The sequence below is a fragment of the Adonisia turfae CCMR0081 genome (assembly GCF_011009555.1).
In the GTDB taxonomy this organism is placed as follows: Bacteria; Cyanobacteriota; Cyanobacteriia; order Phormidesmidales; family Phormidesmidaceae; genus Leptothoe; species Leptothoe turfae.
In genome coordinates this window covers 151500-173975 of record NZ_QXHD01000003.1, presented here as the reverse complement: position 1 = coordinate 173975, position 22476 = coordinate 151500, and the positions used below count along the sequence as shown (strand labels likewise).

Sequence of the window (22476 nt, the reverse complement as noted above, 5' to 3'; positions counted from 1 at the left end):
GGATGCCGGACAGCTACCCTGTTGAAGGCTAAGATCGACCTCCTAAAGGACTGATCTGTCTGACAGAATATTCACGCACCAAAGCCATCACAAACTGTAACTTTTTACTCCATCGCCCCAAGACTTCAGCAAAACTAGCCAACAATATGCCTGTTGCCGTTAAACCAGCTTGTTTTGCCAGCTTTTGTAACTGTTGCCAATCTTGGGACTCTAATCGACTTTCGTAACGCTGGCATCGATATTGCTTTAGGTCCTTAGGGTTTTGGGCGAGGGGTAAATCCGGTGGCCCAGGAAAATTATCTAGCCGTGAGAGCCAATAATGACGAGAGCGTTCGTACAAGTTGGTTTGTGATATTTTTTGCTCACCTAAGACAAAATCTCTATAGGATAATTCCAATGCAGGCAGGGCTAGCTCAGGATTTTCATAAAGCTTAAACCACTCGTCAAAGAGGAGAAATAAACTCCATGCATCAAAGATCAGTAAATCATAACTAACGTGTAAACGAACTCGCTGTTCTGGTAGTAAGGTTGCCCGAAAATCAAATAGGGGCCATTGATCAGCTGGCAACACTTGATGAGAAAGCTGATCTCGGGTGGTTTTAACGTGAGCATCAACTTGGTCCATCGGTTGTGACCTTAAGTCAATTACCTTAATCTGATAAGCAGGTACGTCCTCTAAGATTTTCTGTTGACCATCCGACATGACGACGGCTCGTAACATATCATGTCTGCGAATCACCTGATTCAGTGCTTGATTAAGCCTGACGATATCTAGATTGTCACCGTCAATTTCGTAATAACCATGGTTAGAGACACCACCAAGTTCTAACAGACCACTACGGCCAATCCAAAAAGCATGTTGTAAATCTGTTAAAGGAAAAGGCTGATGACGGTCCTGAGGGGCAGGATTCACAGAGGGTAATGCATGGGTAACGGTATCGAGAGTAGCGTTACCCAATAAGTCCAGAATCTCCGACTTCTGCTGTCCTATACGTTTTTTCAATTCTGGGGTAAGTACTCCTTGCGGGGCACGAATATGTAGTTGTGACTTATTATTTTTGTCTATCCACAGCTTTACACCTAATTCAGAAAGCTCCAGTAACATTTGCTGTAAATCCATCGCTTCTCCCCCTGATTGCTCCCTGTTTGAATTATTGAATGTCAAAGAATAATTTCTTGTAAATCTTCTTCAGCATCAGAACTAGAACTCTGAGTAGTTAAATTATTAACAATCAATTGATTCAATATAAATCCTGCTAACAGCGTAATCTCGTCGTTCTGGAATAGCTTGGCTATGGGAACTTGAATGCCCAGATCAAACTCAATTCTTCGCTTGATTTCTAAAGCCATTAAAGAGTCAACTAAATATCTAAGAGATTCATCCGATTCGAGGTGAAGATCAGGATGCTGCAACAATTCCCTGAGGATTTCTAACAGGTAAGTTTCCAAGAGAGGTCTTTGAGCCTTTGATTCAGCAGCTAGAATTTTCTCCCGATAAGGATGGACTTGGGCTTCTTTCTTGCCACTAATTAGAGAAACTGGCTGAGGGGCACACTGCTGAAGGTGCTCAGGTTTCTCTTGCTCTACAACAACTTGAATAGGAGGAGCCGGAGCCGGACCTAGCGCCGTACACCCCCAGCGAATGACCATAGCAGCAGCTGTTGCACCAGCTCCATTACTATAAACTAAGACCAAATCATTTTCGCAAATTTTACCGTCCAGGACCCCATGATAAAGATTGGCGATGGGATAAACAGGTCCGATATTGGCATAGCGTGGATAAAGATTAATCACACGTTCTGAATTGATGCCCAAGGCTCGGGCACACACCTGGCTGTACCATGGTGTGGGAGTACTAAACGCAAAATAGTCAATCTGCTCTAGCGTGACTCCTGCTGCTTTAATCGCTTCTGTGCAGCAGTCGTGGACAAAATCGACAGCTGTTGCCGCTAACATACTCATATTCTCACCTGTACGAGTGAGATAGCGTGGGTTACCGGCCTGATCAATCACCAATTCATGGATATAGGCACCGCAGGTAGATGCCGTATTAACGACTTTACTACCGAGTAACCCCTGACCTAGCTTTAAAGCCTCAACCACAAAAGCCCCCGCACCATCACCCATGGACCAAGCCAGCGTATCCGATGGTTCGACAGCATGGGATCCAAGGTGAGAAGCGACAACTAACACCTTGGCATATTCCCCTGTCTGAACTAAAGCACAGGCATTCTGTAGAGCTATTAAAGCTCCGGAACAGGTTGAGTCTAAATTCCAGGCAGGAACACTGAGTCCTAACTGATTAGCAAGAGCTACTGCATTGCCCCCACCTGCACCTTTAGAGAAAAGTGAACTAACAACAATCAGATCAATCTGATTTGATGCAAGCTTGCTAGCATCTAAGGCAGCTTTTGCAGCCGCGCACTCTAACATCAGCGAAGACTCATGCTCATCGATGACTCTTCGTTCAACATTGCCTCGAAATGGATCCGATAAATATGGAGCAACAGCCCGAGACCAAATATCCAAATTGTTTAGCGTAGGATTTTCTTGAATAGATTTTCTCACCCGTCGATCACGCGGCTGAGGAATCAGCTCAGGATACTGTTGTCGCCAATAATCATTGGTGCGAATAGTCTTAGGAAAACTCACCGCCAGTGAGCTAATTCCTGATTGATAGACAGTCATGGAACACGTTTACACTCACATAATCACGTTGTCTTTGAACAAATTCATTGAAAAATGGATAGAATCCATGGACTAGACAGGAAAGATGATGACATCAAGCTCTTTGTTCTAATAAGAGTTCATGGTGTTATGGCACATAGCGTAGTCACTCGTATTGAACTTGTTTTTCACCTTGAACTAAGGGCGATCGCACTTGCGATGGCATAAGTCGATGTGTGACTAATACTTAACAACCAGGTTTTAATCCTCAGCTGACGTGCAACGTTCTGAACTTCGCCCTTAAGAACCACTAATGGCTGACCACTGGGCAGTTTCTGAATATCAATGCTTTGCCAAGAATTTTCAGGAACATTATCTCGACCCAGTGCTCTGACGACTGCATTTTTCCCGGCCAAACGACCTGCAAAAAAATGTAAACGGCGAGTACCTACAAATGCATTACGCTGCTCTTGTTCTGTGAAACAATGCTGCTCTAGCGATTTACCTAGCTGATCCCTCAGTAGTTGGAAACGACTAATGTCTACTAGATAAATGCCGTGACTCACCACATTAGAATAATTAGGGTGACCATCAGATAAACTTTGAGAAATTTGCCGTTCGATATCTATCATCATTTCCGGCATTTCCATTGGTAGCACCTGTTATCTAAGGCTTGAGTACTAAATTGGTGAGCATGGTATTCATTTTGTTGACCGACTCGGTATATTCCTTCTCAGGAACTGATTCAGCAACAATTCCGGCACCAGCATTTAAATAAATACGGTCTCCATATTGATAGGCAGAGCGAATTGCGATCGCTAAATCTGCTCTACCACAACTATCCACCCAGCCAATTCCACCAGCATAGATACCTCTAGGTTGAGACTCTAGGCGATCAATCCATTCCAGGGCTTTACCCTTATTGATACCAGAAACCGTAATACCTGGAAATAAAACCTTCAAAGCATCCCAGAATGTCTTATCTGGTTGCAGCTGACCACCGACCCTGGACGACAGATGTTGTACGCAGCGATATCGCTTAACCTCCATAAAGTTGAAAATCTGAATTGTTCCTGGCAAGCAAATAGCCGTAATTTCATCCTGTGCTAACCAAACAGACAACGCATGTTCTTTAACCTCTTTAGCATCGGTAAACAACTCAGCACTAAATTTCAAATCTTCTTCAAGAGTATTCCCACGTGGCCGGGTTCCAGCTAAAGGATTAGTTGTCACAAAACCATCTTGGTTCACTTCTATCAGTGTTTCAGGGCTAAATCCAACAGCCTGTATATTCTCAAAATCCAGACAGTAAGAACGAGCTGCATTATTAACCTTGGCCCCCACTATATAAGTGCCTAAAACATCTAAATTCCCAGTAAATTCACGCGACCGTGCAATAATCGCCTTATGTAAATGTCCCCCTCGAATAGCATCAATCATTTCACTGACTGACTTTTGATATGTTTCTTGATCGCCACTATCAAGGGTGAGTGATACTGACTCAAGGTTGGGTAGGTCAGCATTAACAAACAGCTGATTTCTAACTTTTTCTAGGGATTGTGTTGTCTTGATTTTTACTCCTTCCTTAGTAAAATGCAATTCGGTTTCAGGAATGAGGAAGTGGCAAAGCGGTTGACTAATTGACTTCGAATATGAAGAGTAGAAACGAGTGATGTCAAAGGCAACATAACCATAGGCTGTCCAATTTTCAAGGGCTAAAGAATTCAGAAGATCCTCAACTTGTTTCAGGGGATCGCTAATGGGTTCCGATTTGGATATATCTAAGCCTTTTAGTGAAACCTCCTGCTGACTTACCGAAACCCTCGCCAATTCACCACCAGCAATACGGGTTTCATCGTTTGCCACATACATGGCGTATTTAGAAAAAATGCCCGCTTGAAGGAGGTTATTTAAGACAACGGTTGGTTCTCTTGTACCGGGAATGAATGTTTCATAATACTTAGTTGAGGGTTTGAATTCCAATACCATGGGAGAACTCCTAATTAGATTTGCACGTCATTTGTCAATGGTTTAAACCTTGTCCTACTGTCAATGACATTCAGTAGAAAAGTTAATGGGAAATGGCAAGTGCTTCATCATTAGCTAACTTATTTTTTAGCTGTTGACGATGGATTTTGCCTGTGGATGTACGAGGTAAGCTATCTAAAAAATAGATTCGCTTAGGTGTTTTAAAATGTGGTAAGCGTTGTTTAGCAAACTGATAAATGGTTCTTTCTAACTCCAGGGTAGATGATTGTTGAGATTTGAGCCTAATATAGGCAACAACTTCAGTCAATTTTTCACCTTGTTCAGCGGAGGACGTAACAGCTACCTCATGGATTTGTGGATGCTGATGTAAGACATCTTCTATCTCCAATGGCGAAATCCATTGGCCATTTACTTTAAATAGCTCATCTTTGCGCCCAACAAACCAGAAAAATCCGTCACGATCACGCCTATATCGATCTCCAGTTCTCATCGTAGAACCGCTGATTGCCTTACGTGTTTCCTGTAATCGATTCCAATACCCCAACATTAAACTTGGACCACTCACTTGTAACTCGCCAATTTCTCCAATGGAGCAAGGTAATCCATTTTCATCCACAACTTGCACCTCGTATCCCGGCAAAGGTTGTCCAGAACTGCCTGGCTTTGATTTACCTAGCTGATTAGAGAGAAATATATAGAGCAATTCAGTGGTACCAATTCCCTCGCAAATCTCTAGATGGTGAGCATCAAGCCACTTCTGCCAAATGCTTTTAGGAAGCTGCTCTGCCGCCGATATACACAGACGCAACGACGACACATTAAAGTTAGAGATTTCCTCTATCTCTAATATATTGGCATATACGCTTGGTATTCCGAAGAAAACCGTTGGTCGAAAATATTGAACATCATCAACAATGTCAAAGGCATTGCTAGCATCAGACAAAATTGAGCCAGCACCTACTGTCATAGGTAAATACAGACTATTGCCTAAACCATAGGCAAAAGCCATACTGGCTACGGAATAGATAATATCATCTTGGGTTAACCCAATCGTTTCTTGGCCATAATGCTGGGCACAAAAAAGAAAATTTTGATGGGCATGAATTACGCCCTTAGGACGACCCGTACTACCCGATGTATAAAGCCAGAAGGCCGCCTCATCAGGGGATGTCGATGCATGAACTGTCGATTCTTGTCTTTGTTCAACTATGGATAGAAACGGATTTTCCCCATCCACAAGTAAAACATGACGCAAATAACTCAGCGAGGTAATACTGATCTTTTCTTGCCATGCCTGAGTTGTTAAGAGAACCCTACTTCGAGAATCTTGAAGGATATAGTCCACATCCTCCAAAGAGCAAGCAGGATTGATCGGAACTGGTATGGCTCCCAACCAAATGGCACCCAAAAAGAAAAATACCCACTCAACTCTATTCTCGAGTAGAATGGCCACTCGGTTTTCTTGCTCTATGCCTAGCTCGGACAATACTTGCGCGCTACGTTTTACCAGACTACTAACCTGTGCATAGGTATAAACTGCAGACTTGCTATAAAAGGCAGCCTTGTCACGACAATCTCGATTGAAATTGTTTTCAAGCAAGTAAGCAGCAAGATTAAAAGTATCAGGTAATTTTTGGTAGGTACCTATCATAGAAAACTATTCCCCTGATTTAACTATTCCAATGGCCACCGCATGAACTAAAACGTAAGCTTCTAAATGCCACCAGTTCAGGAACCAACGCTGTATATTGAGTTTCTGAGCGCGAACTCTGGCTTGTCCGCGCAAACAAACTGTCAGTTGTTGCCCGTTAGGATTTGTCTCAATTTCATTCCAATCAATCTCGGCAAGGCCGGTGGCTAGGGCTTTACCGATAGCTTCTTTAGCACCAAAACAGACTGCATAAGCCCAATTAGGATCGCTGGCCAAGCGACAATACTGCAGCTCGTTCAATGTAAATAGAAGGCCAAGACTGCTATCAGCATAACGCTCAATCAATCTGGCGATCCTAGTTGGAGAGACTAAGTCAATACCAAGCCCCTTAACTTCAAAGCATGGATGGTGAGCTAAGAAACAAAAAGGTTTCTCCTTAAGGCATTGTGATTGCACATCTTTTATCCTCTAAAGGATGCAAAAAACTATTTAGCCTGCATCTTGAGCCTTTGCTAAATCGACCAAGGTGCTAACTTCCTCCAACGTCTTATCTTGACGAGTCTCCAACTTAACCCCAACACCGAAATGGCGTTTCAATGCTAGAGAAAACTCAACAACTTCCGTTGAATCTAACTGTAGATCCTTATAAATAAGGGAACTTGGCTTCATCTTATCTGGAGGAATGCCCAATTCACCCAGAATCTCCATGAGAGAATTGATTGTCTGCTGAGTACTCATCTAATTAAACACATCTTAAAAATTGACTAGTTGCTTCGACTTACCGACACACCATATATCAACAACACTTCACCATTCGAATATCTGTCAACATAATTGTTAAGCAGATACTCTAGCACTAAAAAATCAATCAGCTGAAGGACGTACTATTTATTCCTCCTGAACCGTATTACAAACAACCTTGAATAAGAAACGGCCTACAGCACATTAAAGATGCTGGTTGACAACCTTAAACTTATTTGGTTGGGCGAAATAGTTAACTTTCAAAGCCAGGATGTATAACTTGTAAAGAGTGTTATACTTCTAGATCACCCAAAAATGGTGAGGTGACAGTATAGCGTAACTATACTGCGCCAGCACTCTGTTGTCCGATATTCTTTCTATCCTCAAACCTTTTCAACCTTAGAGCAATAAACTCTCTAAAACTGGAAAGCTTTTGAGTAAGTCCTGAAAACATTGCAGTCATCTGAAGATGGAGAAACTGCATCAATACCTACTGATTGATAGCAGTTATTGCGAAAGATTCTCAGAAAAATGACTTACACCTAATTGTTAGCACACTCCTGTGTGATTTTCAACACCTATTTTTTAAAAAGTACGGTTGTTCTCATTTTTCACTGACTTCGTTGCGATCCTTTCAGTGGGTCGGACGCATTGGCAGAACCCTCTTACACAGGTTCAGTACATGAGAATCCGACTATTGCAGTCCTTTCATAGGCACCCTAGAGAGTGAATGTATCTTTAGGGTGAGTTTTGAAAAACCAAAAGGTTTTCCTTTTGGAATGATGAAAAAATCTCAATTTATTAGTTTATTAAATGACTATCCTATTAGTTTATTAAATAACCATACTTTCAATTAATACATATGTACATTCGCTCAAAACCTTGATGTATAAAGATTATAGCTCTTATGGTCTAGAATTTTTATTATTGAAATTAATTGTCAATAATAAAAAATAATTGTAGGATTCTATAGACGGATTAAAAATGGCAACGCTGTTATGGGGTTGCCATTTTGGCAGGCAAAATAATCTAGCTGGAGGCCTTATGCATGCAAGTGAGCTTTTCTGCTAAAAACGTTGATAATTTATTTGCAGAATGGGGGCAGAAGATTGGTTCGTGTGTGCAGCTAGATTCCACTGATGCAGTGTTAGAGCTATCACCTCGAGTCGGTAAGGGGTATTGGCGACAAATTAGGCTGCGGCCGGGTTTAGAAATATCGATAGAGTATCTTGAGTTTTCCGAGCCTTTTACTGTAGAGGTCTCAAATCAGTTTTACCGAGAGGTAATTGGGTTTAAGTCATCTCTGTCAGGGTATGTTAGAGGCGATTTTTCACCCCTTAAAGATGGGTATCATCTCACTCCGAGACAAAATAGAGTGAGTTTTGCTGCACGCTGCGGGCAGTGGATTGAATATCAGCCACGTCAACCCATCATTCATGTTGAAGTTATTGCTGGAATCTCTACATTAAAAGCCCTAGTGGCTGATCAGACTGATCAAATTTCTGGGGACTTGCAAACTATTTTGCAGGGGCAAAGGGCAACTCCTCTATCAAGAATCCAAACCATGTCTCAAGCTGTATTTCAAGCAGCAGAACAGACTTTAAATTGTCCTTACCAAGGAGTAACACGCCGGTTGTATCTAGAAGGTCGGGCGCTTGAACTCATTGCTCTGCAACTGCCTTTAAATCGTTCGGCAGATAGTTCAACTCAGCTCCAGTCTCCCTTAAAGTCGGATGAAGTTGATCGAATTCATTACGCTAAGGAAGTACTGCTGAGTAATTTGGTAAACCCTCCGTCTTTGATTGAGCTAGCACAGCAGGTTGGACTCAATGATTATAAGTTAAAGCGAGGATTTCGTCAGGTGTTTGGTACTACCGCATTTGGCTGTTTGTATCATCACAGGATGGAGCGAGCAAGAACGTTGCTGGAGGCAAGTTATTCAACGGTGACAGAAGTGGCTCAAGCGGTCGGCTATACCAGTGCGACATCTTTTAGTGCTGCATTTAAGAAAAAATTCGGAATGTCCCCTAGATGCTACAAACTCCGTTCTTAAGTTAGAGTGCGATCCGCTTGCAATAGAAAAAAATCCACCTTGAAGAGGACATAGCCATTGGCATGTCCTACCATCACATCAGCATAGTATTGAGAATAATTTTCATTTTCTGTTTCATACTTTTACCCCTATTGTGTTGTGAGGAAATAACGTGAGACAACTGTATCTGCTAAAGAGCTTATGTTTAGCTGGTCTATCATGGATTTTTATTTGTTCAACGGCCCATGCTGAATCCGTGGGATTAACGGCAAGGCTAGATGAAGAGTCTTCCACAGTGAGTCTAGTAGATGCTGCGGTAGAAGCTAACGAAGATTGGTTATCTCAGTCGCCCAGGTCTGATATTGAGGTGCCGGTTCAAGTTGAGACTTTAACTCAGATTACAGATGTTCGGCTGGTTCCTACCGACTCGGGTGTCGATTTGTTTTTACGAGCCTCGACAGGGCAACTGTTACCAGTTTCCCCCTCTGTTGTTGGCAATGATTTGATTGCAGATATTCCAAATGCAGTTTTAGTTTTGGCGGATGGTGAACAGTTTCAAGCAGTGGATCTGACGGATGACATTGCCTTGGTCAGTGTTAGCAATCAACCCGACAGTCAGGTGCGGGTAGTTATTTCGGGGGTCAGTGAAGCTCCATTTGCAGATATCACTGTAGAGGAAACAGGACTGTTGTTTAGCGTTGTACAAGCAGCGACGGATAACTTGGCTGAGGAAAATACTCTGCGCATTGTGGTCACAGCGGAGAAAACGTCTGAAGTTGTTCAGGATGTTCCCATTAGTCTAACCGTGCTCACTGAAGATGAACTGGAAGATGGAGACATTACCACCCTTGATGGAATTGCTGGCAATACCCCAAACTTTTCCTCTTTTTCGGCCACTGGCAGCCGTAGTTTTACGTTTTACAGTATGCGTGGTCTATCTAACCAAAACTTTGGCTCTCGGGATCCGGTGGCCTTCTATGTTGATGATGTGCCCTATGACTATGGCAGTTTCCTTGACCTTGATCTGCCTGATCTTCAACAAGTGGAAGTTTTGCGGGGGCCGCAAAACACCCTCTATGGCCGCAGTAGTCAGGCTGGGGTAGTCAATATTATCACTCGCAAACCGACGAATGAATTGTCGTTCAATGGTGCCCTCGGCTACGGTAGCGAAGAAAACCTGGGCCTTCAAGCTGGGGTAAGCGGCCCGATTATTGAAGATGAGCTGTTTTATCGACTGTCCGGTAGCTTTGAACGGCGTGATGGCTTTTATGACAACAGCTTTTTAGATGAGGAGTTTGATGAGAAATCAGGGGGGACAGGTCGGGCACAGTTACGGTGGACACCAACGGACGCATGGGACATTTCCATTAATGCATCCTTGGAAGATTATCAAGATGGTGCCTATCCGTTAGTATTGTTGGATGATGATCCCTTTGACATAGAACAGGACTTTAATGGCTTCAGCGATCTCAATACTAATAGTCAATCTTTGAAGGTTGCCTATCTCCAGCCAGATTTCCGAGTGACTTCGATTACCACCCGTCGCTTCTCGGAACAGGACGCTCTGGGGGAAGTTGATCTAACAGTGGCGGATGTACTGCGATCTACCAGCAAGTTGGATTCAACCGTATGGACTCAAGAATTACGCTTGCAATCTCCAGAAGCAGCGGAGCAGCTGCAGTGGATTGTAGGCGGTTACTTTGAGTCTAGAGAGTTTGACAATAATGGCTTTAAGTCGATTTTTGGGGATGATGCGGCAGCGGTTTTGGGGCCAATGACCATTCCGGGATCTAGCAGTATTAATACCGCAGATTCTCGCGATACAACTTGGGCGACATTTGGCCAAGTTAGCTATCGGCCGATTGATCCGTTGAGTCTCACTGTCGGTCTGAGGTACGAGAATACCGACAGTGAGCTTTCACGCTTTGACCAGGTATTTCGTGTTCCAGGTTTTCCTGACACTCCCTTGGCTACATTTGAAGATGTCGATCAAAGTTCTGATGCACTTTTACCACGCTTTGCTATTGACTACCGGTTGAGTCCAGAGGCTACCCTGTATGGCAGCATTTCACGGGGCTACCGTCCGGCTGGTGTCAATGTTTTTGCAGATGGCAGTGAGGCTTCTCTAGTGTTTGATGCTGAGCGCTCCTGGAACTTTGAAGTGGGGGCTAAAACTACTTGGTTTGATGATCGTCTAGGGGTCAATCTCTCTCTTTTTCATAATCCCGTCGACAATTATCAGGTGGCTACATTTAATCCAATCACCTTATTTACTGATAGTGTAAACAATGCCGATGTTAGTATCACGGGTTTGGAATTTGATATAAGGGCAACGCCCCTTGAAGGTTTGGATTTGCTAGCGGGATTAGGTTTGGTTGATGCTGAATTTACCAACTTCACTGACGCCAATACGGGGGTTGATTTTGATGGCAACAGCCTACCCTATGCCCCCGAGTTGACCTACAATGTAGCAGCTCAGTATCGAGCACCGTTTGGATTGTTTGGCCGGTTAGAATTGCAGGGTGTTGGCAAGACATTTTTTGATGAGGCTAATACTTTGAAACAAGATGCCTATGCATTGATAAATGCTCGTCTGGGATATGAATTTGATCAGTATGGGGTGTATCTTTTTGCCAATAATCTTTTTGATACTCGATATATTATTCAAGGCTTTGATATCGGTGGGCAACGGGCAGGTTCCTTTGGTGCTCCAGCAACCTATGGTGTTCAGTTCAAGTCTAATTTCTAAATGAACAGTCACAGACGGGGCCGTAAATTACTCCTCTTGAGCAGTCTGTATATTTCGCAGTACATTCCGCTGATGTTTTTTGTCCAGGCGCTGCCTGTTTTTATGCGCCAACAGGGGGTGTCTTTGGAGTTCATTGGGCTGGTTTATCTGCTAGCGCTGCCTTTGTTGCTGAAGGTGTTTTGGTCTCCCTTAATTGATCGCTATGGCCATACCCGCTGGGGACATTACCGTTTTTGGATTGTTACGTTTCAATTACTGTTAGCGGGTGTGGCTGCCCTCTGTGCATTTGTAAGCTTCCAAACCAATTTTATGTTGTTGTTTGGGTTACTGATGCTTATGGCCACATTAGCTGCTAGCCAAGATATTGCCACAGATGCTTTGGCAGTGAGGCTACTAACTCCAACCGAGAGAGGCTGGGGCAACGGCATCCAAATGACAGGTAATTATTTGGGGGCGATGTTGGGGGGCGGTGCCATGCTGGTTTTACTCAATCAGTGGGGCTGGCGACATAGTCTGCTTGCCCTGGCATTGATTATAGTAGTTGCACTTTTCCCGATATTGCAATATCGGGAACATTCTTCAAAGGTAGCTCATAAAGCACCTATTTGGATGGATCTGGCCAATTTTTATCGTCGTCCTGGGGTGTGGCGTTGGCTGATGCTACTCACGTTATATCTTATTGGTGGCACCATGGCGGATAGCATGTTTCGCCCCCTTTTGGTGGATATTGGGTTGTCATTGGCTGATATCGGTTGGCTCTTGGGAGTAGTTGGCAATGGCGCTAGCATTGCAGGCGCTGTGATATCAGGATTGCTCGTGGTGCCCATGGGGCGAAAGCGCTCTCTAATCTTTTTTGGGGGAGTACAAATGATTGCTATTTTGACATACCTGTTGCCTGCATCGGGTATTAGTCATCAATTAGTTCTCCATTTTGTCACCATAGTAACTGGTTTTGCTAGTGGTGCTACTTTTACGGTGTCATCCACTGTCATGATGGATAAAAGTCAATTGGCAGCTCCAGGAACAGACTATACGGCTCAAACATCCATTGTTTATCTGGGTAGCTTTATGGCGGCTGGTATGAGTGGTGTAGTTGCTTCAGCAATCGGTTATCAAGGAGTTTTCGGAGTAGGTGTAGCGGTGGCCTTTTTAACGATTCTTCTGATGCGTCGAACGCTAACATTGGCACAATAGTCCGTTTTAAAAATACGGTGAAGCAACGGATAAAAGACAAGGGAAAAAATCCGTTTTCAATATAAAAAAATCCGTTTCAAGAATGTTGTATTGCTTGATATTAGCTACGATGGCCGCATTATGAAAAAGCCCATGACTAAGTCACACTTTACTCAGCCACCAACTGGGATTTGGAGCACCATGGCTCCGGTTAAGGGGCGAATTGTTGTTGCGATCGCACTCTCTGCCCTGAGCTCTTGTAGCAGTCTTGCCTCATTATTGACTATTCCCTTCATCACTGCGGAATCACTATCTGTAGCACCGGTGCCAGAGGTAATTTGGTGTTGGGTTGCAGTGGCCGTCGTCTTAGTGCTTATCGCTTTTACATCTCGCAGCTTTGCATTTAGAGTTTCCCACATTGGGGCATTTAACCTTGAGGTGATTTTACGTACCGCACTTGCTGAACATTTGGCCAAAGTTCCCCTGGGATATGTTATTGCCACTGGTTCAGGCGCGATCAAAAAGCTGGTACAAGACGACGTTAAATCTCTTCACGCCTTTGTGGCTGACAGTACTCCATTGATCGGTCAGGCGTACACCATTCCGATAGTCTCTTTGATAGCCATGCTAATTGCCGATTGGCGATTAGGGTTGACGACCTTAATGGTGTTACCCGTAGGATTAATCTTTATTCAACTAGCATTGCGAGACTATAAAGATCAGCGAGATGCCTACGATCAAGCCAATGAGTCTATTAATAGTGTAATTATTGAATTTGTTCAGGGTATGCAAGTGGTGCGTACCTTTGACGATGGTAGTAGTTCATTTGCACGATTCCAAACAGCTCTCGATGCCTTTGCCCAAAGCCTGCGGGATTGGAATAATAAGACTCAGTTTTCTGCTCGTTTAGGGTCTCTCTTATTTGAACCATTACCTACCCTGGTATTGGTATCTACGGTGGGAACATGGTTGGTCTCCCATGGGAGTTTAACAATACCGAGATTCTTAGTTTTTCTGTTGCTAGCTCCTCGATTGTGTGGTGCGTTTAAACCTATTTTTACCCTTTCTTACCTGATTAATCAGGCCAATGCTGGGGCGTTGCGGATTAGTGCTGTGTTAGCGGAGCCGACGTTGCCTCAACCCATGCAGCCGCAACAGCCTGCGGACTCATCGATCTCCTTCCGCAATGTCACGTTTGCCTATGGCGATGGGGCTCCTGCCTTGCAAAACATATCGCTTCAGTTGCCAGCGGGCAGTGTGACCGCTTTAGTCGGACCATCGGGGGCTGGTAAGACCACCCTGGCTCGTCTGCTCCCTCGATTCTGGGATGTTGATAAGGGAGCTATTGAAATTGGAGGCGTGGATATTCGTCAGATGACCTCGGAGACGCTAATGTCCTGGGTCTCTTTTGTTTTTCAAGATACCTTTTTGTTTCAAGATACTGTTTTCAACAATATTAAACTAGGTCGCCCTGATGCCACTCAAAAAGAAGTAGAGGAAGCGGCTCAAGCGGCCCAGGCCCATGGCTTTATTCTGGATTTACCTCAGGGATATGGCACCTTAGTGGGTGAACGGGGAGGACAGTTGTCGGGGGGGCAGCGTCAGCGTATCACGATCGCCCGCGCTATTCTCCAGGATAATCCTATTGTGGTGTTAGATGAGGCCACAGCATTTGCCGACCCAGAAAATGAGGCATTGATTCAAGCTGCGATCGCAGCCCTCACCCGAGATAAAACCTTGATAGTCGTTGCCCATCGATTAGCAACCATTGTTCAGGTCGACCAAATTGCTGTACTTGATCGAGGTCGTTTAATAGAGCTAGGCAACCACGACCAGCTGATTGCTGCCAATGGCCTTTACAACCAGCTATGGTCGCGTCATCAAGCCGCTCAGAATTGGGGCTTAAACAGACAAAAATCAATCAGCGCTAACGCTGTAGCTGGCAGCAGCAGCGGTTCTTGAGAATAGTATGAATCGATACTTGTTATGGAAGTGACATGAGCGCCTATCAACGTGAATCAACTGAAAAATTAACAGGGGTGACCGAAACGTTGTTAATTACCCTGTATGCCCGATATCTTGAAACACAGAGACCCGATAGCTTTTTTCAAGACCTTAAAGCAGTAGAAGTCCTAGACAAAATTAATTACGATTTCAATAGGTATGCTAAGGGATGGAAGTCCAATCTGGGGGTTATCGTTCGGTTACAGGAATTTGATCAGATCATCAGAGAGCTGCTGACTGACAAACCCAATGCAACCGTTATTAACTTAGGCTGTGGACTCTGTACAAGATTTGACAGAATTGATAACGGCAGTGTCCGTTGGTATGAAATAGATTTACCTGACGTGATTGAGCTGCGGCGTAAGTTTTTTGAAGAAAACGAGCGCTACCAATTTATTGGAAAATCTGTTTTAGATTTTTCCTGGATTGATCAAATCCAGCGATTACCTAACCAGCATCTTGTGATTGTCATGGAAGGCGTTTCTTGTTATTTAAGTGAGGCCGATAATCGAGCCCTGATGTCACAAATTTGCACACGCCTATCACCGACAGAGTTCATCTTCGATGTGATTAGCCGCAGAATATCCAATAATTCAGCTAATCATGACACCGTATCTAAAACAGATGCTGAATTTAAGTCAGGGATTGACAACTCCAAAGATCTAGAAAACTGGGAACCTGGCATTACGCTCAAGAGCGAACATTGTTATCTGACCAGGATTGCTGCCCATACTGCTCGTTTACCCCTATGGGCAAGATACATTGCTCCTATCCTGATCCCTCTTTTTAAACAGGGTGGCCGTATTCTACACTTGCAGATTCATAAAAATGCTTAATACATATCGCCGCATGATGCGTGTTGCAGGTTCCCATCAGCCTCAACTGCAAACCACACTTCTATTATCTGTTGGCGCTTCTATTATTCAAGGAATTATCTTTGCACTTTTTTTTCCACTGCTATCGGCCTTAATGGCTTCTCCTGGTATTGATATACAGCAGGTTTGGCGGTTGCTTGCCCTGTTCAGTTTTCTGGTGATCGGAGAAGGGGCGATTCGCTGGCGAGAGCTGGACTTTGGATGGCTGACCTCCACCGATATGGCCTATGACCTTAGACTGCGGTTGGCAGAGAAGCTACGACAAATGCCATTGGAAGAACTTAATAAACGACAATCAGGGGATCTCAATATTGTCATGAGTGGCAATGTCAGTGAAATTGTTCTCTGGATTGGTAGTTTAGCAACCTTGATTATTCAGACCTTAATTGTACCGCTGATGACGGTACTAGTAACCTTATTTATTGATTGGCGACTGGCGGTTTCACTGTTGCTGACATTTCCCTTGGCCATTCCCATTTATCGCTACACACGGGATTTAGTCAAAAGATCCCTGCGAGATGTTTCCATGGCCGATGCCGAGGCAGCGTCCCGAATTGTTGAGTATATCCAGGGATTACCCGTCCTTAAATCTACTGGACAAGTGGGAGCAAGCTCACAATTGCTGCAAGCGGCCCTCGATCGTCAGCGCCAGGTTCAAGCTAAAGGAGAGCGGTTGATTACGCTACCTCTGGTGACCATGGCAACATTGGTAGAAGTTGGCATTTTGTTGATCATTAGTTTAGGTATTTTGTTTATTTTGCAAGGCAGCCTCTCTATTCCTGTTTTGCTTGCCCTAATTGTTATCGCTATGCGATTTACTGAGCCGATCTCTCAACTAATTGCCTACACCAGCATTCTAGATTTGATGGAAGTTGGCTTAGAACGCGTCGAAACCGTCATGGCTATTCCTGCCCTACCCGTACATCCTGCTTCCACGCAGCTGACTCAGTTTGACATTACCTTCGAGCATGTGTCCTTCCGCTATGCCCAGCAGCAAGAGTGGGCGTTGCGAAACGTGTCTTTTCAATTACCTTCTAAATCACTGACAGCGTTGGTAGGTCCGTCTGGCAGTGGCAAGACTACCATCACTCGACTCATTAGCCGCTTTGCCGATGTGCAACAGGGCGCTATCCGCATTGGCGGTGTTGATGTAGGCCAGGTGGATGCCACTCATTTAATGACATCAATCTCGGTGGTGTTTCAGGATGTATATCTATTTGACGATACTATCCTCAACAATATTCGCATGGCCAAACCCGAGGCCACTGATATGGAGGTGGAAGCAGCAGCTCGATCCGCTAACTGCCATGAGTTTATTATGAGATTAGCCCATGGTTACGATACCCGCATTGGTGAAATTGGCGGTACCCTATCAGGCGGAGAACGTCAGCGGGTTTCCATTGCCCGGGCGATACTTAAGGATGCTCCCATTGTGCTGTTAGATGAACCCACCTCAGCTTTGGATACGGAAAGTGAAGTGGCTGTTCAAACCGCTATCAATCATTTGATTGCTGATAAAACTGTCATTGTTATTGCCCATCGTCTATCCACAATTACCAACGCTGATTTGATTTTAGTGTTGGAAGACGGTGAGATTGTGGAACAGGGAACCAGCGGGGAGTTGTTAAACCAAAAGGGGCGCTATGCCAACCTATGGAATGCACAGCAGCAATCTCAAAGTTGGAGAATTGCGGCTTAGCAAATATTTTGCTGTTGGTGTTTCCCTTGTAGCAACAGCCTATTTTTTTAGCTTGCGGATCCCCCCGGGGGGATATAATAAATGCGTTAATCAGATGCCCCCGGGGGGCATCTGATTAACGCATTTCAGAGCACTTTAAAGTGCTCTAATAACATTTGGATTTTTAGTATGTGGAAACAGCGTCCTCGATGGCTACAGGGGTTGGCTAACCCTGTTTTTGCCAGACTTTATTTAGCTCAAACCATTAATTTGGTGGGGGAATCGCTGACCTGGTTAGGTCTTGCTTTATTAGCGTTTGAGATAGCGGGGGAGAAGTCAGGGACTATTCTGGCGGGAGCCCTCACACTACGGGTATTGGCCTTTGTGTTGTTGGCTCCCATTGCAGGCGCGATCGCAGACCAGATTGATCGTAAACGCCTGATGATTACCACACACTTGGTCCGCATGGGAATTGTCTGCTTGCTGCCCTTTATTACCCAGCCCTGGCACATCTATGGGATTGTATTCTTACTGAATGTGTTCTACGCCTTTTTTACCCCTACCTATAAGGCCACAATTCCCTTAGTGACCACCGAAGACGAATGCCCCAAGGCCATTGCCTTATCCAGCGCTACCTATCAATTGTTAGGGGTTTTAGGCCCCGGCCTGGCAGGGAGTATTGCCGCCTGGGTCGGCACACGACAGGTCTTTTTTCTAGATGCCATGACGTTTTTGGTGGCGGCCATTTTAATTGCCACCCTGCCAGGACACCTGCGAGCAGGCAACAATGCATCTGCAAATTTGAGAACAGATGCTAAAACTGTTGAAACCGTTATTCGCAATATCAAAACCGGGACTCGTTGTTTATTTGCCGATCCTCCCATTCGTTATGCACTGATGCTGCAATTGATTGCTGCGATCGCAGGCGCACAAATTCTTGTGAATACGGTGGGCTATGTCCAGGGTACTCTGCAATTAGGAAAGCTCGAATATGGTTGGGTGATGGCGGCCTTTGGTATTGGTGCCACCATCACCTCCATTGGTTTAGGCAATGCCAAAAAGAAGCACAGCCCCATTTTGTTAACCAGCATTGGTGGAATTTTGATTACCCTGACCCTGATGACGGCCAATCTTACCGGGTTTGGAGTTCTCCTGTTGTTATGGGCTTTAGCCGGTATGGGAACAACCCTGGTTAATGTTCCCACCCAAACCCTCATTGCCAGCCGGGTAGCCAAAGAAGCCCAGGGTCGAGTCTACGGTGCTCAATTTGCTTGGAGCCATTTTTGGTGGGCCTTAGCCTATCCACTGGCAGGCTGGTTAGGTCACTATTCCCCTGACTACCATTTTCTATACAGTAGTCTGATTGGATCTGTATTTTTGGTGGGTATATACCTGTGGTTAAAACCTCAACGTCTCACCCAGCTACAGACTGGACTCTGGCATGAGCACGAACCTATCCATGATGAGCATTATGCTGATAACGGTAGGACTCAGCCTCACAGTCACTTACATTTTCATGAAGCGATGAAACCAGGGCTTAGCCATTCATCTCTATCTTGACAGAAACTAACCCGTCATCCACGTCGGTCGACTTGATTGTCTTACTGGGCCGCAAGGAATGCGGTCCATAGAGATGACATGATGCCCGCACAGTATGATTTCACAGGTACTCTCTGATTGGAAAAATTATCTCAAAGAGAGCTTTCACTTTAATTCTATTATTGATTGGGATCAATTTCTCCAGCAGCAAGGGTCTCCAGCTCATCCTGATTGAGAATGACAATCTTACCTCCACGATCGTATTGAACAATGGCCTCTAGTTTTTTCATTAAGCGAGCACATTCTTCGTAGGTAATACCAATACTGCGAGCCATTTGATAATAGGGCAGCTTAATTCGCAATTGTTCTCCAATATCAGTGATATCTGTGCCATGCTGCCAGACAGAATATTGAATTAACTGGGCCAACCGCACCACAGCTCGCTCTGAGACCAAGCCATGCACCATGGTATGCAACCGTTGCAGTCGCTGATTAAACACCATTAGTATCCGTAGTGCCACTTCTGGTGATTGCTGAATGGTATCGAGGAGATTGGCTTTAGACAGTGTCAATACCTGACAATCTTCCATGGCGATAACGGTGGCTGGGGCCCTAGCATCTCCAAACAGAGCTGGAGCTGCAAAAATATCTCCATTTCTAAGGGTGCGCAGGATTGTTTCCTTACCGGTTGTGGCACTTTTTTGAACTTGCAGTATGCCACTGATCAGGATGTGTAATTTTTGAGGAAGGATATCTCCCTCATGCAAGACAATTGTCTCACGTTGATAATGCTGAATGTGAGTATGGGGTTGAAGTTGTTCTAGCTCTTTTGGGTCAAGGGCCACAAACAACTGGATCTGGGTGAGTTGAGAAATCGTTGCTTGCATCGGGGTATAGGCGTTTTTGAGCTATATCAAGGGAAAAATGACGAATGGTTGGCAAACTATACTGATTACAGTCTAGGATGAGGTGAGATGACTACCCAAGTCGAAATCTAGCCAAGCAATATCTGGCTTAGTGCTTAAAACCAGGGGTATACTCAAACCAGTTATGGACATGGTCACCCACGACTATATGATTTTGGGATAGTTGAGCAGCATGGGGCAGTCGGTACGAGCTTCGGAAAAGGGACTTGCGATCGCAAACCAGGCCCGTCAGCGCCGTGGCTGGACTAAAACGAGTACCGCCCGCTGGTGGCAGGACGCCCACACATCGAGGGCTACTTTACGACGCTTCTGGCGTGGCGAACGCATCCAGCAAGAGGCCTTTATTGCCATCTGTCAGACCGTAGGCCTTGAGCACTGGCAAGAAATTGCCGAAGAGCAGTTGCCGGAGGCTAGCCAGGCCATCCCGTCTAGCCAAACCATCGTGGATTGGGGAGATGCTCCTGACATTGAGCAATTTTACGGTCGTGATCAGGAACTCCAACAGCTGCAGGAGTGGGTTCTCGAAGACCAGACCAAGCTAGTCAATATTAGCGGCCTGGGCGGTAGCGGAAAAACAACCCTGGCCTTAGCCCTGGCTGAACAGCTACAGCCAGAGTTTACAAGCGTCATCTGGCGGTCAGTCGGTTCCCTATTATCCCTCGAAACACTACTCGGAGATCTACTAGATGCTCCCATAGAAACCGTAGATCAGGGGGTAAAACAGCTGCGTAAAAAAATGCAACAGGAACGATGGCTGATCATCCTTGATAACTTCACAGCCTATTTAGATTTTCTCTACCAGATTACCGGCGCTCGTCACCAAAGCTGTGTTCTGGTTATTAGCCACGATCCCTTACCCTCGCAGTTTCAAACGTTAAATCGAGTTCAGTCGTTATCGCTGCCTGGTTTATCTCCTATTGCAGCTGTTCAGCTGTTAGAGAGCTGTGGCTGTGGTGGGCATCCCCATCAGCTCAAGGCCCTTGCTCGTCTTTATGGCCATAATCCCCTAGCCTTGAAATTGATCTCATTGACCATTAAAACAACCTTCGGTGGTCGGCTCACCCAGTTTCTAGAGCAAGGCAGCGTGATCTTAACCAATCCGATCCGGCAACCTTTAATACAACAATTTAACCATCTGACTGGGCTGGAAAAAACAATTGTCTTCTGGCTGGCCATTTGGCAAGAGCCAATTTCCCTATGTCGACTGCAAACACACCTATTAATGTGTGAACCAGGAGCGGTGATTGAGTCCTTATCGAAGTTAGTCGCCGCTGCCCTCATCACCCGACACTTTTTGGCAGATGAACCCGCATTTAGCTTGCAACCCATGGTGATGGCGTTTGTAATTGAAAAATTGGTTCAGAAGATTTTGGAGGAACTTAGTCAGGCGCAGCAACAGGATAGCATTCAACCCTTTCAACTCCTGAGGAGCCATTGTTTGCTACGCCCCGGTACCGACGATATTCTTGGCGATCGCATTCTGAGCGCATTACAATCGGCCTACCGTCAACGGCCTCAGATACCCTCACTGTGCATGAAAAGTTGGCTTGGTCTAGCTAAAGCACATCATCCTAACAATGATTATCTTGTGTTTAACCTAACTATCTTGGCAACAATCCTAGACAACAATGACATCTAGGATAACCATGGGGGGACAGGCCCATATAACCCATGTCAGTGACTGTTGTCAATTCGATGCGGCTAATCTATTGCTACCTGTGGTAGGGCATATTCAACTGCTTTGGCTGCATGGATAACGGTACTATCAAACAGTTTTACCTCAGTGTCAGTTTGTTGTATAAGCAGACCGATTTCAGTACAGCCCAGAATAATTCCTTCGGCTCCGCGCTTAGCCAGTTCATTGATTATTCGTAGATAGTTCGCTTTGGATTGGGCTTCTATTTTTCCCAGGCAAAGTTCCTGGTAAATAACTTGGTGAACAATCTTGCGGTCATGGTGATTGGGGATTAAAACATTCAGGCCATGGTTATCCCTAAGGCGACCGCTATAAAAGTCTTGTTCCATGGTAAACGCGGTTCCCAGCAGGCCAACCGTTTGAATATTTTTCTGAAGTAGGGTGGTTGCGATCGCATCACCAATATGCAGCAAAGGAATATCAATGGCAGCCTCCACCTGGGGAGCCACCTTATGCATCGTATTGGTGCAGATCAGTAGAAAATCAGCCCCAGCTGCCTGCACACCCAGTGCGGCTTCTGACAAGATGTTTGCCATTGCGTCCCAATTACCCGCATGTTGTAATTTTTCAATGGGTTCAAAGTCGACACTATACATGGCGATTTTGGCAGAGTGCAATCCGCCCAGGGCCTGTTTTACCCCTTCGTTAATGGCCCGGTAATAGGTCACGGTACTTTCCCAACTCATGCCGCCCAACAAACCAATCGTTTTCATCGCAGTCTCCCTATCATGTGAGCCCCAGTATCACACAATCAAA

Annotated in this window: 17 protein-coding genes; 8 read left to right on the top strand and 9 right to left on the bottom strand. The window is 45.0% G+C overall.

From position 1 onward, the window contains the following. Positions 1 to 28: 28 nt before the first annotated feature. The 7 genes from DXZ20_RS01580 to DXZ20_RS01550 all read right to left on the bottom strand — a co-directional run bounded on the left by DXZ20_RS01580 (position 29) and on the right by DXZ20_RS01550 (position 7045). Positions 29 to 1120 carry a condensation domain-containing protein gene (locus DXZ20_RS01580; RefSeq protein ID WP_163695976.1) on the bottom strand — a complete coding sequence of 364 codons (1092 nt, stop codon included), beginning with the start codon at positions 1118 to 1120 and terminating at the stop codon, positions 29 to 31. 41 nt (positions 1121 to 1161) lie between these two features. Next, complete coding sequence (locus tag DXZ20_RS01575) at positions 1162 to 2688, bottom strand: 3-oxoacyl-[acyl-carrier-protein] synthase III C-terminal domain-containing protein (protein WP_163695974.1); 1527 nt, start codon at positions 2686 to 2688, stop codon at positions 1162 to 1164. Positions 2689 to 2855: 167 nt separating this feature from the next. Then, a complete protein-coding gene (locus DXZ20_RS01570) occupies positions 2856 to 3317 on the bottom strand; it encodes a holo-ACP synthase (protein WP_163695972.1) in 462 nt (153 codons plus the stop codon). Between the two features lie 16 nt (positions 3318 to 3333). Next, the gene (locus DXZ20_RS01565) at positions 3334 to 4656 is read right to left on the bottom strand and encodes a salicylate synthase (RefSeq protein ID WP_163659380.1); all 1323 of its coding nucleotides are present in this window, start codon (positions 4654 to 4656) and stop codon (positions 3334 to 3336) included. An 82-nt stretch (positions 4657 to 4738) separates the two neighbouring features. After that, complete coding sequence (locus DXZ20_RS01560) at positions 4739 to 6307, bottom strand: benzoate-CoA ligase family protein (protein ID WP_163695970.1); 1569 nt, start codon at positions 6305 to 6307, stop codon at positions 4739 to 4741. Positions 6308 to 6313: 6 nt separating this feature from the next. Next, positions 6314 to 6763 carry a 4'-phosphopantetheinyl transferase superfamily protein gene (locus DXZ20_RS01555; protein ID WP_163695968.1) on the bottom strand — a complete coding sequence of 150 codons (450 nt, stop codon included), beginning with the start codon at positions 6761 to 6763 and terminating at the stop codon, positions 6314 to 6316. Between the two features lie 33 nt (positions 6764 to 6796). Continuing rightward, positions 6797 to 7045: an acyl carrier protein gene (locus DXZ20_RS01550; protein WP_163659383.1), complete on the bottom strand. Its 249-nt coding sequence runs from the start codon at positions 7043 to 7045 to the stop codon at positions 6797 to 6799. Between the two features lie 1051 nt (positions 7046 to 8096). Between DXZ20_RS01550 and DXZ20_RS01545 the strand changes: the two genes are divergently transcribed. From DXZ20_RS01545 to DXZ20_RS01515, 7 genes are all read left to right on the top strand, one after another. Further along, positions 8097 to 9101 carry a helix-turn-helix domain-containing protein gene (locus DXZ20_RS01545; RefSeq protein ID WP_163695966.1) on the top strand — a complete coding sequence of 335 codons (1005 nt, stop codon included), beginning with the start codon at positions 8097 to 8099 and terminating at the stop codon, positions 9099 to 9101. Between the two features lie 151 nt (positions 9102 to 9252). Then, positions 9253 to 11829 (top strand): TonB-dependent receptor domain-containing protein, encoded by a 2577-nt coding sequence (locus tag DXZ20_RS01540; RefSeq protein ID WP_163695964.1) that lies wholly within the window; start codon positions 9253 to 9255, stop codon positions 11827 to 11829. Further along, entirely contained in the window at positions 11830 to 13023 is a 1194-nt protein-coding gene (locus tag DXZ20_RS01535) for an MFS transporter (protein WP_163695962.1), read from the top strand. It abuts the gene before it with no gap. 120 nt (positions 13024 to 13143) lie between these two features. Then, positions 13144 to 14964, top strand: a complete 1821-nt coding sequence (locus DXZ20_RS01530) for an ABC transporter ATP-binding protein (RefSeq protein WP_250565550.1) — start codon at positions 13144 to 13146, stop codon at positions 14962 to 14964. Positions 14965 to 14999: 35 nt separating this feature from the next. Continuing rightward, positions 15000 to 15842: a class I SAM-dependent methyltransferase gene (locus DXZ20_RS01525; protein WP_163695959.1), complete on the top strand. Its 843-nt coding sequence runs from the start codon at positions 15000 to 15002 to the stop codon at positions 15840 to 15842. After that, positions 15835 to 17580 (top strand): ABC transporter ATP-binding protein, encoded by a 1746-nt coding sequence (locus DXZ20_RS01520; protein WP_163695957.1) that lies wholly within the window; start codon positions 15835 to 15837, stop codon positions 17578 to 17580. Before DXZ20_RS01525 ends, DXZ20_RS01520 begins: the two co-directional genes overlap by 8 nt. Before the next feature lie 168 nt (positions 17581 to 17748). Then, positions 17749 to 19119, top strand: coding sequence for an MFS transporter (locus DXZ20_RS01515; protein WP_163695955.1), 1371 nt, complete (start codon positions 17749 to 17751; stop codon positions 19117 to 19119). 158 nt (positions 19120 to 19277) lie between these two features. Here the strand turns inward: DXZ20_RS01515 and DXZ20_RS01510 are convergent, their stop codons facing one another. After that, on the bottom strand, positions 19278 to 19985 hold the full coding sequence (locus tag DXZ20_RS01510) for a Crp/Fnr family transcriptional regulator (RefSeq protein ID WP_163695952.1): 708 nt from the start codon (positions 19983 to 19985) through the stop codon (positions 19278 to 19280). A 211-nt stretch (positions 19986 to 20196) separates the two neighbouring features. Here DXZ20_RS01510 and DXZ20_RS01505 point away from each other — a divergent pair, with 211 nt between their 5' ends. Next, complete coding sequence (locus DXZ20_RS01505; RefSeq protein ID WP_163695950.1) at positions 20197 to 21663, top strand: NB-ARC domain-containing protein; 1467 nt, start codon at positions 20197 to 20199, stop codon at positions 21661 to 21663. A 62-nt stretch (positions 21664 to 21725) separates the two neighbouring features. Here the strand turns inward: DXZ20_RS01505 and DXZ20_RS01500 are convergent, their stop codons facing one another. Beyond that, complete coding sequence (locus tag DXZ20_RS01500; RefSeq protein WP_163695948.1) at positions 21726 to 22433, bottom strand: aspartate/glutamate racemase family protein; 708 nt, start codon at positions 22431 to 22433, stop codon at positions 21726 to 21728. Between the last annotated feature and the right edge of the window lie 43 nt (positions 22434 to 22476).

Coding starts and splice junctions, on each gene's coding strand:
- DXZ20_RS01535 (WP_163695962.1), top strand. CDS start 11,830: ATGAACAGTCACAGACGGGGCCGTAAATTACTCCTCTTGAGCAGTCTG.
- DXZ20_RS01560 (WP_163695970.1), bottom strand. CDS start 6,307: ATGATAGGTACCTACCAAAAATTACCTGATACTTTTAATCTTGCTGCT.
- DXZ20_RS01510 (WP_163695952.1), bottom strand. CDS start 19,985: ATGCAAGCAACGATTTCTCAACTCACCCAGATCCAGTTGTTTGTGGCC.
- DXZ20_RS01505 (WP_163695950.1), top strand. CDS start 20,197: ATGGGGCAGTCGGTACGAGCTTCGGAAAAGGGACTTGCGATCGCAAAC.
- DXZ20_RS01530 (WP_250565550.1), top strand. CDS start 13,144: ATGAAAAAGCCCATGACTAAGTCACACTTTACTCAGCCACCAACTGGG.
- DXZ20_RS01550 (WP_163659383.1), bottom strand. CDS start 7,045: ATGAGTACTCAGCAGACAATCAATTCTCTCATGGAGATTCTGGGTGAA.
- DXZ20_RS01500 (WP_163695948.1), bottom strand. CDS start 22,433: ATGAAAACGATTGGTTTGTTGGGCGGCATGAGTTGGGAAAGTACCGTG.
- DXZ20_RS01565 (WP_163659380.1), bottom strand. CDS start 4,656: ATGGTATTGGAATTCAAACCCTCAACTAAGTATTATGAAACATTCATT.
- DXZ20_RS01570 (WP_163695972.1), bottom strand. CDS start 3,317: ATGGAAATGCCGGAAATGATGATAGATATCGAACGGCAAATTTCTCAA.
- DXZ20_RS01545 (WP_163695966.1), top strand. CDS start 8,097: ATGCAAGTGAGCTTTTCTGCTAAAAACGTTGATAATTTATTTGCAGAA.
- DXZ20_RS01515 (WP_163695955.1), top strand. CDS start 17,749: ATGTGGAAACAGCGTCCTCGATGGCTACAGGGGTTGGCTAACCCTGTT.
- DXZ20_RS01580 (WP_163695976.1), bottom strand. CDS start 1,120: ATGGATTTACAGCAAATGTTACTGGAGCTTTCTGAATTAGGTGTAAAG.
- DXZ20_RS01520 (WP_163695957.1), top strand. CDS start 15,835: ATGCTTAATACATATCGCCGCATGATGCGTGTTGCAGGTTCCCATCAG.
- DXZ20_RS01575 (WP_163695974.1), bottom strand. CDS start 2,688: ATGACTGTCTATCAATCAGGAATTAGCTCACTGGCGGTGAGTTTTCCT.
- DXZ20_RS01525 (WP_163695959.1), top strand. CDS start 15,000: ATGAGCGCCTATCAACGTGAATCAACTGAAAAATTAACAGGGGTGACC.